This is a genomic window from uncultured Faecalibacterium sp., from assembly GCF_900066275.1.
Taxonomy (GTDB): Bacteria; Bacillota; Clostridia; order Oscillospirales; family Ruminococcaceae; genus Faecalibacterium; species Faecalibacterium taiwanense.
Genome location: NZ_FMFG01000002.1, coordinates 63,044 through 78,278, shown reverse-complemented (window position 1 = coordinate 78,278; position 15,235 = coordinate 63,044). Strand labels below are relative to the sequence as shown.

Below are 15,235 nucleotides of genomic sequence, written 5' to 3'. Positions count from 1 at the left end.
AACTTCCATTTTGCCAAAAGGCTTGCTTTTTTCGTCTGAAGTGTTTATTATACTTGTATAAAAATGCAGTGCCGTTTTTGTATATTTTTCAAGTCAGTCAACCTTCAGATGAAGCGAGGTGTTCTCTGGTGACGGTCAGTGAAGCAAAGCAGACCCAGCGCAAAGCGGGCCGTGCCGCACGCAAGGCTCTCGGCCCGGAAGAACGTAAGGCTGCAAATACCGCTTTGTGCGCATTCCTCTGGCAGCTGGCTGCCGTGCAGAATGCGCAGACCATCCTGCTGTACGCAGCGTTTGGTTCCGAAGCCGACCTTTCTGCCCTTGCGGAAAAGGCGCAGGCGCAAGGCAAAACGTTGGCCTATCCGGTGTGCGGCGAGGCGTATTCCCTTACAGCCGCTGTGCCCGGCCCGGACGGCTGGGAGATGGGACAGTACGGCATCCGCACCCCCATCCTGAGCCGGTCGGAGATCCTGCTGCCGGAAGCGCTGGATCTGGTCCTTGTACCCTGCACGGCTTTTGATGCAGACTGCTTCCGGGTCGGCATGGGCAAGGGCTATTACGACCGGTATCTTCCCCGCTGCAAAAACGCGGTGAAGATCGGCATTGCATTTGAGGCACAGCGGGTGGAACATGCTGCCGTAGACGAGCACGACCAGCGGCTGGATGCCTACGTAACAGAGAGGGGTATTTACAAATGGAAATGACTAAGCTGAGCTGTGAGAAATTTCTCGCAGAGCTGGCCAGCAAAGCACCCACGCCGGGCGGCGGCGGAACGGCGGCGCTGGTGGGTGCTGCCGGTGTAGCGCTGGGCAATATGGTGGGCAACCTGACCACCGGCAAAAAGAAATATGCCGCCGTGGAAGCAGACATTCAGGCACTGAACACAAAGGCCGATGCCCTGCGCAAAGAGCTGGAGGCGCTGGTGCAGGCCGATGCCGATGCCTTTGCGCCGCTGGCTGCGGCCTACGGCCTGCCCAAGGACACACCAGAGCAGGCTGCACACAAAGCCGCCGTGCTGGAAAAGGCGCTGGCTGCCGCCTGTGCCGTGCCACTTGAGGTCATGGAAAAGTGCGCCGAGGGCATTGCTCTGGTGGAAGAATACGCCGCCAAAGGCAGCGTGATGGCCGTCTCAGACGCAGGCTGTGCAGCCGCTCTGTGCAAGGCAGCCTTGCAGGCCGCAAGCCTGAATGTGTTCATCAACACAAAGCTGATGGCAGACCGTGAGCGCGCTGCTGCGTTGGACGCAAAAACAGACAAACTGCTGGATGAATTTGTGTCGCGGGCAGACGCTGTTTTTGCATCCGTGACGAACAAATTGCGGAATAAGTGAGGAAAAGTATTATGGCAACGATTTTGAAGGGCGCACCCGTTGTAGCCGCTATGAACGAACGCAATGCGGCGCTGTGTGAGCAGCTCAAGGCAAAAGGCATCACTCCCACGCTGGCCGTGGTGCGTGTGGGTGAGCGGGAGGACGACCTCTCCTACGAGCGCGGCGTGATCGCCCGCTGCGGCAAGGTGGGTGTGGAGGTAAAGCAGTTTCTTCTGCCCGCCGATGCTTCGCAGGACGATCTGCTGAAGGTGATCGCCGAGGTGAACGCAGAGGATACCATCCACGGATGCCTGCTGTTCCGTCCGCTGCCCAAGCAGTTCAATGACCGCACTGTGCGTGCGGCGCTGGCTCCGGAAAAGGACATTGACGGCATCACGGACGATTCTCTGGCCGGTGTGTTCACTAATACCGATCTCGGCTATGCTCCCTGCACCGCGCAGGCCTGCCTTGAGATCCTGAAGTATTACAACATTCCGCTTTCCGGCAGGCGCGCTGTCGTAGTGGGCCGCAGCCTTGTGGTAGGCAAGCCCGCAGCCATGATGCTGGACCGCGAGAACGCCACCGTGACCATCTGCAATTCCCGCACGCAGAACCTGCCCGCCATCTGCAAGGAAGCAGATGTGGTAGTAGTGGCCATGGGCAAGATGGGTGCCGTGGGTGCCGACTGCCTGCGTGAGAGCCAGACCGTGGTAGACGTGGGCATCCATGTGAACGAAAAGGGCAAGCTGTGCGGTGACGTAAAGTTCAGCGAAGCAGAGCCGGTAGTGGATGCCATCACGCCGGTACCCGGCGGTGTGGGCACTGTGACCACCTCGGTGCTGGTGGGCCATGTCGTGCAGGCTGCAGCAAAAAAGGCCGGGCTGTAACGAATGATAGAACTATAAAAGACGCTTGATACGCTGCTGTATGCTTCCCTGCCGGGAAAACATATTCAGACAAGACCAAGCGTCTTTTTTGATTGCTATATTTTAGCCGCGGACAATGAGCAGCAGCAAAGCCGAAGCCACACACTGCATGATCAGCCAGCGGGCCACCACCTGCTCGTCGCTCCAGCCCTTATTCTTGCGGGCGTGGTCGTGCAAAGGGGTGCGGGTGTTCTTGAGGATGGAAATGTGCAAAAAGCGCTTCAGGCTGATCTTCAGGATGCCCAGACTGCCATCCACGATGAACACGATGGCTGCCAGCAGGAAGGCAAACGGATGGCCGCATTTGAGGGACAGCATTGCGATAAAGAAGCCCATTGCGCGGCTGCCGGCATCGCCCATCAGCAGGCTGGACGGCTTTGCGTTGGACCACAGATAGGCCAGCAGCGCACCCATGAACACAACACCTGCGGTGCCATACTCGGCCAGCTCTGTTTTATAGGCCAGCAGGTAGGTTCCGATGGTCACCACTGCAACACTTGCCGAAAGGCCGTCCACGCCATCGGTGCAGTTGACCACATTGATGCTGGTCCAGATCAGAATAACGATCAGCAGCAGGTACACAGCATACGGCAGAGTGAAGCTCCACTGCAGGAAATTCACACCGCAGCCGTTGAAGTTGAGGTAGGTCACACCTGCAACAATGGCAATGGCAAAATCAATGATACCCTTTTTATACTCGTTCCATGCAGTTTCAGCAGCATCGTCAAAGTAGCCGGACAGCATGGATGCAATGAGCAGGATGGTGTAGATGACGTATTCCACCTTGAACGGCAGGAATGCCAGCGATACCAGTGCGATGCACAGCACGAAGATCAGGCCGGACCCACGGGCCTTACCCTTGGAAAGCGCACCGTTCACCGCAAACTCGCGGCCATGGTCGTGCGGAAGCTTATCGTGAAAAACGGAGTCCATCAAAGCCGTAAGGGCAAACGCCAGCAGGAATGCCAGAGCATCGACACCGCGCTGTCCTACGACCGAAAGCAGTGATTCGATCATATTCAAAGTTCCTCTTTCTTTTATGTTTGTGAGAGAAGTGTATCACGCTATCCATAAAAAATCAATCATTCCCGGAGAAAAATCCACGTTTGATTGACTTTCTGCAGCACCGCACTTATAATAGTATATCAGTCTGTCGAAAAAGTTATTGTTTCTATAAAAGGAGAACTCATGTCCATCTCTCTTGAGCAGCTTTCGGCGCAGATGCGCCGGGGCGAACAGGTGCCGCTGCGGCACACCATGCAGGTGGTGCTCACACTGAGCATCCCATCCATCCTGCAGCAGATCGTGGTAACTGCGGTGGAGTACATCGACGCAGCCATGGTGGGGCATATCGGTGCATCTGCTACGGCATCCATTGGCATCGTCAGTTCCAGCACGTGGCTCATGCATGGAATGCTGGCCGGTCTATATATGTCCTTTGCCATTCAGGTGGCACAGTATCTGGGTGCAGACCGGCAGGACGATGCACGCGGTGTATTGCGCCAATCTATGATCTTCAACCTTGTGGTGGGCCTTGCAGCTGCGGCCTTCGGCATTGGCATCAGCCGTTTTCTGCCCGGATGGCTGGGCGCCGACCCTTCCCTGCAGGCGGATGCTTCGGCCTACTTTGCCATCTGGTCGGCTTCCCTGCCCTTTTTGATGATCATGGGAACCTACTCCTCCATGCTGCGTTCCTCCGGCGATGCCCTGACACCGGGCCTTATCAGCGTGCTGACCTGCGTGCTGGATGTGATCTTTAACTTCTGCCTCATCAATCCCACCCGTGAGATGGTGGTGTTTGGCCGCACAATGACCGTCTGGGGCCTTGGCTGGGGGGTACCGGGCGCAGCACTGGGCACCGCCCTTGCTACCGCTATCAGCGGTGTGCTGACCCTTGCCATCCTGCTGCTGCGGGACGGCCCGCTGTGCATCCGCAAGCCCGGCTCCTGGCACATTACCAAAGCCTGCCTGCAGAACCTGTGGAAGGTAGGCGCACCGCTGGCCGCAGAGCGTGCAGTTCTTTCCTCGGCGCAGGTGCTGCTCATCCGCATCGTATCCGGCCTTGGCACCACCGCCATTGCTGCCAACAGTCTGGGTGTGAGCGCCGAAAGCCTGTGCTACATGGCAGGCTATGGCATTCAGGATGCATCCCTTGCACTGGTGGGGCAGGCCGTGGGCGCAAACCGTCGGGATATGGCAAAAAACTTTGCCTGGCTGTGCACCGGCATGGGCATAGGCATCATGGCGCTGACCGGTGTTGGCATGTACATTTTTGCGCCAAACCTGATGGGTATTTTCACCGCAGATGCGGCAGTTATTGCGCTGGGCGCACAGGTGCTGCGCATTGAAGCACTGGCCGAACCGATGTTCGGTGCCAGTATCGTTGCCAGCGGTGCCATGCAGGGTGCCGGAGACAGCACGGGATGCTTTGTGCTGAACCTTGTCAGCATGTGGGGCATCCGGCTCACGCTGGCTTCCCTGCTGGCTCCGCATTTTGGGCTGGTGGGCGTATGGATGGCCATGAGCTTTGAGCTGACCATGCGCGGTGTGCTGTTCCTTGTGCGGCTGGTACGCGGCAGATGGCTGGACAAAGGGGCATTAGCCTGATCGACCGCTGGCGGATATATTTTCCTCTAAATAACAGCTCCCCGGCCGGGAACCGCACTGCGGGACCTGACCGGGGAGTTTTGCTGTGGTTATATGATTTGAGAAGAAGAAAAAATGGAGAACAAGTTACTTTCTGCCGTGCAGGATGGGAGACAGCGGCTTGTAGATCAGCATGCACAGCACTGCATCCAGCAGGCCTTTGACCAGCGTGAAGGGCATATTGAAGATGACAAGGCACTTGATGAGGCTGTCTGCAGAAGGCAGGATGGCCTGATACATGCCGAGGATGGCTTCCAGCGGCATGTGGTAGAACTGCACATAGGCCGGATAGGTGATGAAGTAGTTGGACGGTACGCTGAACACAGCCATGGCTGCAGCGCCTGCAATAGCACCAATGATGGCGGTCTTGCGGCTCTTGTGGTGCTTATAGATAACGCCTGCCACAGCGGAGAAAACCGCACCCAGCATGAAGTTGCACAGCTCGCCCACGCATGCAGTGGAAGTGCCCTTGATAACGATGTGCAGCAGGTTCTTCATAAAGCTGATGACCACACCGTACACCGGGCCGAGAGCAAAGGCACCCAGTAGAGCCGGCAGGTCAGAAAAGTCCATCTTGACGAAGGAAGGAATGAGCATCGGAATGGGAAACTCAATGAACATCAGGATAAAGGCCACCGCACTGAGCATGGCGGCAACAGTAAGATTGTGAGTCGTGCTTTTTTTCATGGTAATGATCCTTCCCGGGGTAAGATGCCCCTTACAAAAATTGTTCCGAAAGCTCTTTTCGTATCTTGTTTTTTGGAACGGGAAGGACAAATAGAAAAGCGCCCTGCTGCAACAAAAACACTGCAACAGGGCGCGTAGACAACGATTTGCCTGCCGTTTCTTGCATCCGGACTATACCGTTGGTCCCGGAGTTGCACCGGGTCAGCACCCTTGCGGGTGGTCGCGGACTTTACCGCCAGTGGGGAATCTCACCCCGCCCTGAAACGAACTTTCTGGCACAAAGTATAGCGTGGCAGGCCCAGCTTGTCAAGAGGGCATCTTAAAATTTGTGCAAAAAATGTCAAAGTAATTCTTTCAAGCTCCCTTCTCTGTAAGCTCTTGCCCGGGTGGGTGCGGTATGGTATCATAGATGGGTCGTATAAAATTCAGGAGGTTATCATGATCTTTTCTATTCGTGATCTTTCGTTTGAGTTTGGCTCTGTGCTGCTGGAGGGTTGGTTTGCACTGGCTGCGCGCGCAGGGTGCGCGCTGCTCATTCTGCTTGCCGCATGGCTGGTACGCCGCTGGCTGAGCAAAAAGGGCATTCCGGCACTGCTGGCCCGCAAGTGGCACTTTAACGGCACTCCCATCCTGCTGCGCAGCTTTGCGGTACCCATCCAGCGCATGTGCACTGCGGTTGGCGTATATCTGGCGGCAGCTTCCCTGCCCTGGGCCATTCCCGGCATTGCCAAGCTGCTGTTGGTCTGCTTCCGCCTTGTCATGACCCTGCTGGTCTGCGAAGGCCTGTATGCGGCATCGGATCTGGCCGACCTGCTGCTGGCTTCCTGCAGCCCGGAGATCCGCTCCAACAAAACACTCTGCTCTTTGCTGGACACCGCTTACAAGGTGCTGGTGATCGTGCTGTGCGTGGCAGCGTTGGCACAAGAAGTGGGCTTTCCCATCGGCAGCATTGTCGCCGGTGCCGGTCTGGTTGGTCTGACCATCTCGCTGGCCGCACAGGAAAGCGCCAGCAACCTGTTTTCCGGCATCGTGATTCTGCTGGACAAGCCCTTCTCGGTGGGCGACTGGATCACTGTGGGCGATGTGGAAGGCGAAGTGATCGACATCAACTTCCGTTCCACCCGCATCCGCTCGCTGGATAAAACCATCAATGTGGTGACGAACAGTAAGATCTGCTCTTCCACCGTGCAGAACGCCGCCCTGCGCACCATGCGGCCCTACAAGTTCAATCTGGGTGTCACCTATAGCACCACCCGCCCGAAGCTGGAACAGCTGATGAAAGACTTGCAGACCATGCTGGACGCAAGCCCTTACACCAACAAGGGTACCAACATCGTACAGCTTGCAAACTTTGGCGATTCCAGCATTAACATTCTGGTCTCCGCCTACCTGCTGACTAACGCCTACGCGGAATTTTTGCAGATGCAGAACGACCTGAACCTGAACATTATGGACATCATGCAGGCCGACGGTGTGGATTTTGCGTTCCCCTCCACCAGCGTGTATATCGAAAAGAACTGAGCAAACCTGTAAAGAGGCTATTGCAAAATAGCGCCAACGAAAAGCGGAAAGCAAAAATCTCATCTTTTTCCCTCAAAAAGAGTAGAATTTTTTGGAACTGAAAATGCAAAAAGCTGAGCACCTGCTTTTTCACAGATGCTCAGCTTTTCTATACTCATTTTTTGAAATCTGCCTTTGAGGCCTCAACATTCTGCCCGTTTTGTACGGTGAATGCGGCGGCTATTTTCAATCAGTCAGCTCAAGACTGGCAGGCAGTGATCAGGCTCATCTTGTAGACCTCGTCGGCGTTGCAACCACGGGACAGGTCGTTGATGGGAGCGTTCAGACCCTGCAGGATGGGGCCGTAAGCTGCATAACCACCCAGACGCTGAGCAATCTTATAGCCGATGTTGCCGGCCTCGATGCAGGGGAAGATGAAGGTGTTGGCCTGACCAGCCACCTTGCTGCCCTTGCACTTGACCTGTGCAACTTCGGGAGCAACGGCAGCGTCAAACTGCAGCTCACCGTCCACAGCCAACTCGGGATCCATTTCCTGAGCCTTGATCACAGCGTCATGGCTCAAAGCAACGGTGCCGCCCTTGCCGGAGCCCTTGGTGGAGAAGCTCAGCACAGCAACCTTCGGATCGATGCCGAACAGCTTTGCGGTCTTGACAGTCTCAACAGCGACCTCAGCCAGCTTTGCAGCAGCAGGGATCTTGACCTCGCCGGTAGCCTTATCAATGGTATCGGTATAGTCGATGTTAACAGCGCAGTCGCCCATGGCAATGCGCTTCAGGCCCTCTTCACCGCAGTCACGGTCCAGAATGAAGCAGGAGCTGACCAGATGTGCGCCCTTCTTAGTCTTGACCAGCTGCAGAGCGGGACGAATGGTGTCGGCAGTGGAGTAAGTAGCGCCGCCCAGCAGGCAATCAGCCTTGCCCATCTTCACCAGCATGGTGCCGAAGTAGTTGGACTTCTTCAGCAGAGCGGTGCACTCCTCAGCGGTCTGCTTGCCCTTGCGCAGCTCCACCATGGTGTTGACCATCTCATCAAAACCGGCATAGTTCTCGGGGTCGATGATCTCGGCAGCGGAAATATCAAAGTTACCGGCGGCAGCAGCAGCCTTGCACTCAGCCTCGTTGCCCACCATGACGACCTTCAGCACGCCCTCGGCCAGCAGCTTTGCAGCGGCCTCCAGAATGCGGGGATCATTGCCCTCGGTGAAAACGATCGTCTTGGGATTTGCCTTCAGCTGTGCTACCAGCGGTGCAAACATATCAGCCATTGTGATTACCTCCGAATTTACTTTCCAATATTCACATCCAGATATCTGTTGGACACAAGGATGCCTTTCTCTTTTATTCTAGCACATACGGCAAAAAGTTCAAGACAAAATTGGCTTTTTATGCTACAATTTTTGCCTCACGCATCATCGTTATTTTCCTGCCAAAGTAGTAAAACACGCCCTGCGTATTCCTTCACAATTTCCCGTAAACCACCTTCCACAAATTTCAATTTTAAGCTATGCACTTTTCATTCACGATTTTTCTTTTTTAAAAATGCAGAAAGTTCCAGTCAGTTCATGTATTTTTTACGTTAAAACGCAAAAAAAGAGCCATCCTCCCGATTCTTCGAGAGAACAGCTCCATAGTATTGGCTTTATAAATATCAGATAGAAATGGTGTTACACACGTCGATCAGCACCGGGTCAAGCGTCTTGGTCATTTCAAGAGCTTCATCCACAGGGTAATCCACCAGCTTTTCGCCCTTCATGCCGACGATGCGGTTATACTTGCCCTGCTCCAGCAGGCACACGGCATGGTAGCCCATTGCAGAAGCGTTCACACGGTCACGCAGAGTGGGAGAACCACCGCGCTGGACATGGCCCAGAATGGTGGCGCGGGAGTCGATGCCGGTGCGTGCCTGAATCTCGTTTGCGATCTCCTGTGCATGGCCGACACCCTCGGCAACGATAATAATGAAGTGACGCTTGCCGGTCTTCTGAGTCTCAGCGATCTTATCCAGAATATCACGCTGCATGTCAAATTCCTTCTCCGGCAGTAGAACAGCCATAGCGCCGGAAGCAATTGCAACATTCAGAGCAATATAACCGGCGTTGCGGCCCATGACCTCGACCACACTGCAGCGGTCATGGCTCTGGGTGGTATCGCGCAGCTTGTCGATCATCTCCAGCGCGGTATTCATGGCGGTATCGTAGCCAATGGTGTAATCGGTGCAGGAAATATCGTTGTCAATAGTGCCGGGCAGACCGATCATCGGAATGCCGCGGTGGGCCAGCTCACGAGCGCCGCGGTAAGAACCGTCGCCGCCAATGACCACCAGCGCATCAATGCCCAGTTCGCGGCACTTCTCTGCACCCTTGTCCTGACCTTCCTTGGTCTTGAATTCCAGACAGCGGGCGGTATACAGAATGGTACCGCCTGCAGAGATGATGTTCGATACACTGCGCAGGTTCATCTCAAAGCATTCGCCGTTCAGCAGGCCATTGTAGCCACGCTGAATGCCGATCATGCGGTAACCCTTATGCAGGCCGGTACGGACTACGGCGCGCACGGCAGCGTTCATGCCAGGAGCATCACCACCGCTCGTCAATACGCCAATCGTTTTGATCTGCTTTTCCATACGAGAGTTTCCCTCCAATTTGTTTCTTCATTTACCCAATGGTATCACAGCGCTCTCCGTTTTAACGCTGTCCAAAGCACTTCATTTGCCTTGAATCATTATAACACAAACGCCTTATTTTGGAAACAGCCATCCCGCCGGATTTGCGTTAAGATTCGTGCACGGAAATGTCATTTTGTTGCAATGTTGTCCGTTCCGACCAGCCTTTCCAGCTCTTTGAACAGCAGCGGATGGCCGGATGCGTACAGATGGCGCGGCACACGCAGATACTGCTTGGTATCGGTCAGATACAGGAGCACCGGCATGTCCCCATCAAAAATGCCAAGCAGATTGACCACCTTTGCATATTCCCTGCTGCTGCGGGAAGGCACACGGATATACAGCTTCTTTGCTGCCGTTTTCATCGGGTCCGGCCTGCCGTTATCCAGTCGGGCCGGATCGTAATTTTCGACCGGGACGATGCTCTCTGCCAGCAGCTTGGAAGCTTCATCCTCCCGTACCGACAGTCTGCCATCGATCACGACGACTGCATTTTCGTGCAGTGAATCCCGGAAAGCATCCAGCACCTTTGGGAATACGATCACTTCCATGGTGCCGGTCAGATCTTCTACGCTGGTAAAAGCCATCATGCTGTTGGACTTTGTGGTCATCATGCGGCTTTTTACCACCGCGCACACAATGCGCACTTTTTCTCCATCCTTCACATGGGCATCTTCCCCTGTTAGCGCCTTAATGGTGTGGGATGCAATGCGTGCCGATTGTTCCCGGTAAGCATCCAGCGGATGACCGGACAGATACAGGCCGCTGACTTCCTTTTCCTGCTGGAGCAGCTCCTTATGGCTGTACTCCGGCAGCTGCTTTATTTCATAGTTATCCTCGGAAGCACCGCTCTGTGCTTCCCCGCTCATCACCGAGAACAGATCCAGCTGTCCATCCAGATTGCGCCGAGAGTCGGTCTCAATGCTCTTCAGAATGCCCTCTACGGCCTCCACATGGCTGTGGCGGTTGTTGCCCAGATGATCGAATGCGCCGGCCTTGATGAGGCACTCCACTGCCCGGCGGTTCAGTTCATTGCCATGCATCCGCTTGCAGAAATCGTACAGGCTGGTGTAAGGCTTCTTCTGCCGCCCCTTCACCACATTCTCGATCAGGTTGCGGCCCACATTTTTGACCGCATTCAGGCCAAAGCGGATCTGACCGCTTCCATCCGCCGTGAAGCCGCCGTTGGAAACATTCACATCCGGCGGCAGCACCTTGATGCCAAGGCGGGCACACTCGCCGGAATATTCAATGACCTTATCCGTGTTATCCAGCACACTGGTCAGCAAAGCCGCCATGAACTCACTGGGATAATGGCACTTGAGGTAGGCCGTCTGGAATGCCACATAGGCATAGCAGGCCGCATGGCTCTTATTGAACGCATATGAAGCGAAACTGGACATTTCATCGTAGATCTCATTGGCCACTTTCTCAGAGATGCCGTTTGCCACACAGCCGGGGCATTCGTTGCCGGGATCGGTGCAGCCGTACACAAAGTGCTCTCGCTCGGCCTCCATGACGGCATGTTTCTTTTTGCTCATGGCACGGCGGACATTGTCTGCCTGACCAAAAGAAAAACCTGCCAGCTCCCGGAAGATCTGCATGACCTGCTCCTGATAGACGATGCAGCCATTGGTCACATCCAGAATGTGGGCCAGCTGTGGGGTCTTATAGCTGATTTTGTCCGGCTCGTGGCGGTTGCGCAGGTAGGTGGGGATCGAATCCATGGGGCCGGGACGGTACAGGCTGATCAGAGCGATAATGTCTTCTAGGTTCTGCGGCTGCAGGCCCACAAGCACCTGCTTCATGCCGGAAGATTCCAGCTGGAACACACCCTCGGTGTCTCCCTGTCCCAGCATCCTGTAGGTGTCCGGGTCGTCGTAATCCAGCTTCTGGATGGAAAACTCCGGGTGGTGCTTCTGCACAGCAGTTTCCGCGTCATGAATGACGGTCAGCGTGCGCAGGCCCAGAAAGTCCATCTTCAAAAGGCCAAGTTCTTCGATCTCGGTCATGTTGAACTGGGTCACAGGCAGGCCGTCGTTGGTGGCCAGCGGCAGATAGTAGTCCGTAGGCTCCGGGGTAATGACGACACCCGCCGCATGGGTGGAAGCATGGCGGGGCATGCCCTCCACCTTCAAGGCCGTGTCGATCAGCTCTGTGACCTGCGGGTCGGTATCGTACATCCGCTTAAGTTCCGGCGATACCTCCAACGCACGCTTCAGCGTCATTTTCAGCTCCATGGGCACCTGCTTTGCCACAGCATCTACCTGCTGATACGGAATGCCCATCACGCGGCCCACATCGCGGATGGCGTTGCGGGCGGCCATGGTGCCAAAGGTGACGATCTGAGCCACATGGTCGGCACCATATTTCCGGTTGACGTAATCGATCACTTCCTGACGGCGCTCGTAGCAGAAGTCCACATCAAAATCTGGCATACTGACGCGCTCCGGGTTCAGGAAGCGCTCAAAGATCAGGTTATAACGGATGGGGTCGATATCCGTGATGCCCACGCTGTAAGCCGCAATGCTGCCTGCGCCGGAGCCACGGCCCGGGCCTACCGGGATACCCTGACTCTTGGCGTAGTTCACGTAGTCCCACACGATAAGATAGTAGTTCGTGTAGCCCATCTTTTTGACCACGCCGATCTCGTATTCCAGACGGTCTTTGTTGGCCTGCGGAACATTGGGGCCGTAGCGGCGCTCCAGACCTTCCCAGCAGAGCTTTTCAAAAAACGCCTGATTATCCATACCGTTCGGCGCTTTGTAATATGGAATTTTAGTGTGTCCAAAATCAAAATCAAAGTTACACTGTTCGGCAATTTTGGCGGTATTCTCGCAGGCTTCCGGCACCATGGAGAACAGCTCGTACATTTCGTCTGTCGTTTTGACATAGAACTCGTCGGTCTGGAACTCCATTTTATCCGCATCCTGAATGGTCTTGCCGGTCTGGATGCAGAGCAGGATGCCCTGCATTTTGGCATCCTCCTTGCGCAGATAGTGGGAGTCGTTGGTGGCTGCCATGGGAATGCCGGTCTCCCGTGCAAGCTTGATGAGCTGCGGCAGCACAGTATTATCCTCTTCCAGACCATGGTCCTGAAGCTCGATATAATAGTTTCCCTCGCCGAAGAGGTCTCGATACCACAGCGCTGCTGCTTTGGCGCGCTCATAATCGCCCGCCAGAATAGCCTGTGGAACTTCGCCTGCCAAACAGGCCGACAGGCAGATCAGACCTTCGTGATATTTTTCCAGCAGTTCCTTATCAATGCGGGGCTTGGAATAAAAGCCCTCCACAAAGGCGGCCGACACCATTTTGATCAGGTTTTTGTAGCCGGTCTCATTTTTGCACAGCAGGATCAGGTGGTTGTTGCCGTCGATCTTATTTACCTTGTCAAAGCGGGTGCGGGTGGCCACATACACCTCACAGCCGATGATAGGCTTGATGCCAGCCTTTTTTGCAGCCTTATAAAACTGCACGCAGCCGTACATCACGCCGTGGTCGGTGCAGGCAATGGCGGTCTGTCCGCACTCTTTTACGCGATCCATCAGCTGGTCAATGCGGCAGGCACCATCCAGCAAGCTGTACTCTGTGTGGATGTGCAGATGGACAAAAGGCCGGGTATTGGCTAATGCTTCGCTCATGCTTTTGCCTCCTGTTCCAGATTCTGCCGCAGCGTTTCGGCCAATGCCTCCAGCTTCTTCATCCGGTGCGACAGGCCGGATTTGCTCACGGGCGGCTCAAAGCAGCCGCACAGCGCTGTGAGCGAAAGATCCGGGTACTGCATCCGCTTGGCAGCGGCTTCCTGCAGTACCTCCGGCAGAGTGCTAAGGGCATCCTGCTCTTCCAGAAAGCGGATGGCCTTCAGCGTCTGCGCATTGGCACGGGCCGTTTTGCCAAGGTTTGCCGTATCACAGTTGGTCTGTCGGTTGGTCTGGTTGCGCACCTGTTTGAAGGCTTTTTGTGCATGCATTTCCTCTGCAGCGTTTCCAGCGCCCATAAAGCTGAGCAGCCGTTCCACATTGGCCCCGGTCTTGACGTAGATCAGGTTCACGCCGTTGCGGCGGGTGCGGTGCGGTGCAAACTCATGCTCTGCCAGCAGCGCTTCAAAGTCCCGTGCCAGATTGGTGCGGGAGGTAAGAAATTCCAGATTATATTCTTTCTGCGGATCAATGACCGTTCCACTGCACAAAAAAGCTGCGCCAATGTACGCACTGACGCAGGTCTGACAGCGGATAAGGCGGGGATCGATCTGCAGGCTGGTCTCGCTGCCCGTGGTGCCGAACAGCTCGTGCACCCGGGCCACCTGCTCCGGCGCGCGAATGTTGAACTCATACAGCACGCCGCTGGGTCGCTGCTTGTGCAGGATCTCGCCCTGCACGCCGCAGCGTGCGAACAGCTGCTGGGCAGCCTGCACCGTCTCCTGCTGCTCGGTCTGCACCACCAGACCCTTTGCATCAAAATATTTGGCAAAGCACGCAATGCCATAAGCTGCCGCACGCACACAGCAATCCTTCTGTATACTGCGCTGCGCGATCTCCTCCCGCGCGCGGGATGCAAAACTACTCATACTTCCTCGAATTCTGTCAGCGTTTGGCATCGCGGTGCTGCACGCCCGGCTCGTAGCCGAGTTGCGTGCAATACTCCGCGATCTTACGCGCAAATGTAATGGAACGGTGCTTGCCGCCGGTACATCCCACCGCAATGGTCAGCTGGCTTTTGCCCTCCTTGACGTACAGCGGCAGTGCATACTGCAAAAAGTTCTCATACCGCTTGAGCAGTTCCTGCGCTTCCGGGTGGCTCATGACAAAATCCACCACATCCTGATCAAGGCCGGTCTTATGCTTAAGTTCCGGCACGTAGAAGGGGTTGGGCAGGCAGCGCACATCCAGCACAAGGTCTGCCTCCGGCGGGATGCCGAATTTGAATCCAAAGGACATCACGGTCAGGCGCATGGCACCCTTGGCTCCGCCATTTTTTGCAAAAAGATCGCAGATGCGTTCTTTGTTTTGTGCTGTAGAAAGTAGGGCGGTATTGATGACGTAATCTGCACGCTCCTGCAAAGGCTTCAATATTTTGCGTTCCTTTGCAAAGGCCTCCCGGGTGGAAATGCCCTCGGCAATGCTGATGGGGTGGCGGCGGCGGGTCTCGCTGTAGCGGCGCATGAGTACATCGTCCGGGGCATCCAGAAATAGAATTTTATAATCCACACCCTGCTCATCCAGCTTGTCAAGCGCACGCTCGATTTCTTCGCTGGTGCGGCAGCCGCGCACATCCATGGAAAGAGCCACCCGCTCCAGCTGGCTGTCGCCCGCTTCCGAGAATGCAGTGATGCTGGGCAGCAGTCCGGCCGGAACATTATCTATACAGAAAAAACCGATATCTTCCAGCGCATTCATAGCCACCGACTTGCCTGCACCGGAAAGTCCGCTGACGATCAACAGCTCCATAATCTGATCTACCGCTCCTTTTTTGCTTTTTCCGTTATCGG

At 55.4% G+C, this 15,235-nt stretch carries 12 protein-coding genes and 1 riboswitch; of the genes, 5 read left to right on the top strand and 7 right to left on the bottom strand.

Annotated elements, in window-relative coordinates; genetic code table 11:
- Positions 1-128: 128 nt before the first annotated feature.
- From QZL71_RS01240 to QZL71_RS01230, 3 genes are read left to right on the top strand one after another with little or no spacing between them, the layout of a single operon-like run.
- The gene (locus QZL71_RS01240; RefSeq protein WP_120079304.1) at positions 129-701 is read left to right on the top strand and encodes a 5-formyltetrahydrofolate cyclo-ligase; all 573 of its coding nucleotides are present in this window, start codon (positions 129-131) and stop codon (positions 699-701) included.
- Positions 692-1,327, top strand: a complete 636-nt coding sequence (locus tag QZL71_RS01235; RefSeq protein WP_294647412.1) for a cyclodeaminase/cyclohydrolase family protein — start codon at positions 692-694, stop codon at positions 1,325-1,327. The genes QZL71_RS01240 and QZL71_RS01235 overlap by 10 nt, the downstream gene beginning before the upstream one ends.
- Before the next feature lie 11 nt (positions 1,328-1,338).
- Positions 1,339-2,193 carry a bifunctional 5,10-methylenetetrahydrofolate dehydrogenase/5,10-methenyltetrahydrofolate cyclohydrolase gene (locus QZL71_RS01230; protein WP_294647410.1) on the top strand — a complete coding sequence of 285 codons (855 nt, stop codon included), beginning with the start codon at positions 1,339-1,341 and terminating at the stop codon, positions 2,191-2,193.
- A 102-nt stretch (positions 2,194-2,295) separates the two neighbouring features.
- Here QZL71_RS01230 and QZL71_RS01225 read toward each other — a convergent pair whose 3' ends face one another.
- A complete protein-coding gene (locus QZL71_RS01225) occupies positions 2,296-3,249 on the bottom strand; it encodes a phospho-N-acetylmuramoyl-pentapeptide-transferase (protein ID WP_005941994.1) in 954 nt (317 codons plus the stop codon).
- Positions 3,250-3,420: 171 nt separating this feature from the next.
- Between QZL71_RS01225 and QZL71_RS01220 the strand changes: the two genes are divergently transcribed.
- On the top strand, positions 3,421-4,839 hold the full coding sequence (locus QZL71_RS01220) for an MATE family efflux transporter (protein WP_097775476.1): 1,419 nt from the start codon (positions 3,421-3,423) through the stop codon (positions 4,837-4,839).
- Between the two features lie 126 nt (positions 4,840-4,965).
- Here QZL71_RS01220 and QZL71_RS01215 read toward each other — a convergent pair whose 3' ends face one another.
- Entirely contained in the window at positions 4,966-5,565 is a 600-nt protein-coding gene (locus tag QZL71_RS01215; RefSeq protein ID WP_005941988.1) for an ECF transporter S component, read from the bottom strand.
- Between the two features lie 150 nt (positions 5,566-5,715).
- A riboswitch (FMN riboswitch) is annotated at positions 5,716-5,835 on the bottom strand.
- Positions 5,836-6,003: 168 nt separating this feature from the next.
- On the opposite strand from QZL71_RS01215, the gene QZL71_RS01210 reads away from it, so the two are divergent.
- Positions 6,004-7,086: a mechanosensitive ion channel family protein gene (locus QZL71_RS01210; protein WP_294647408.1), complete on the top strand. Its 1,083-nt coding sequence runs from the start codon at positions 6,004-6,006 to the stop codon at positions 7,084-7,086.
- 238 nt (positions 7,087-7,324) lie between these two features.
- On the opposite strand, the gene pta is transcribed toward QZL71_RS01210, so the two are convergent.
- The 5 genes from pta to rapZ form a co-directional block, all read right to left on the bottom strand.
- Entirely contained in the window at positions 7,325-8,350 is a 1,026-nt protein-coding gene (pta, locus tag QZL71_RS01205) for a phosphate acetyltransferase (RefSeq protein ID WP_294647406.1), read from the bottom strand.
- Between the two features lie 383 nt (positions 8,351-8,733).
- Positions 8,734-9,708 (bottom strand): 6-phosphofructokinase, encoded by a 975-nt coding sequence (gene pfkA, locus QZL71_RS01200; protein WP_005941980.1) that lies wholly within the window; start codon positions 9,706-9,708, stop codon positions 8,734-8,736.
- A gap of 170 nt (positions 9,709-9,878) precedes the next feature.
- Positions 9,879-13,388 (bottom strand): DNA polymerase III subunit alpha, encoded by a 3,510-nt coding sequence (locus tag QZL71_RS01195; protein ID WP_294647404.1) that lies wholly within the window; start codon positions 13,386-13,388, stop codon positions 9,879-9,881.
- Positions 13,385-14,314, bottom strand: a complete 930-nt coding sequence (gene whiA / locus QZL71_RS01190) for a DNA-binding protein WhiA (protein WP_207698058.1) — start codon at positions 14,312-14,314, stop codon at positions 13,385-13,387. The genes QZL71_RS01195 and whiA overlap by 4 nt, the downstream gene beginning before the upstream one ends.
- Positions 14,315-14,330: 16 nt before the next feature.
- The gene (rapZ, locus tag QZL71_RS01185) at positions 14,331-15,194 is read right to left on the bottom strand and encodes an RNase adapter RapZ (protein ID WP_005941973.1); all 864 of its coding nucleotides are present in this window, start codon (positions 15,192-15,194) and stop codon (positions 14,331-14,333) included.
- Positions 15,195-15,235: the final 41 nt, after the last annotated feature.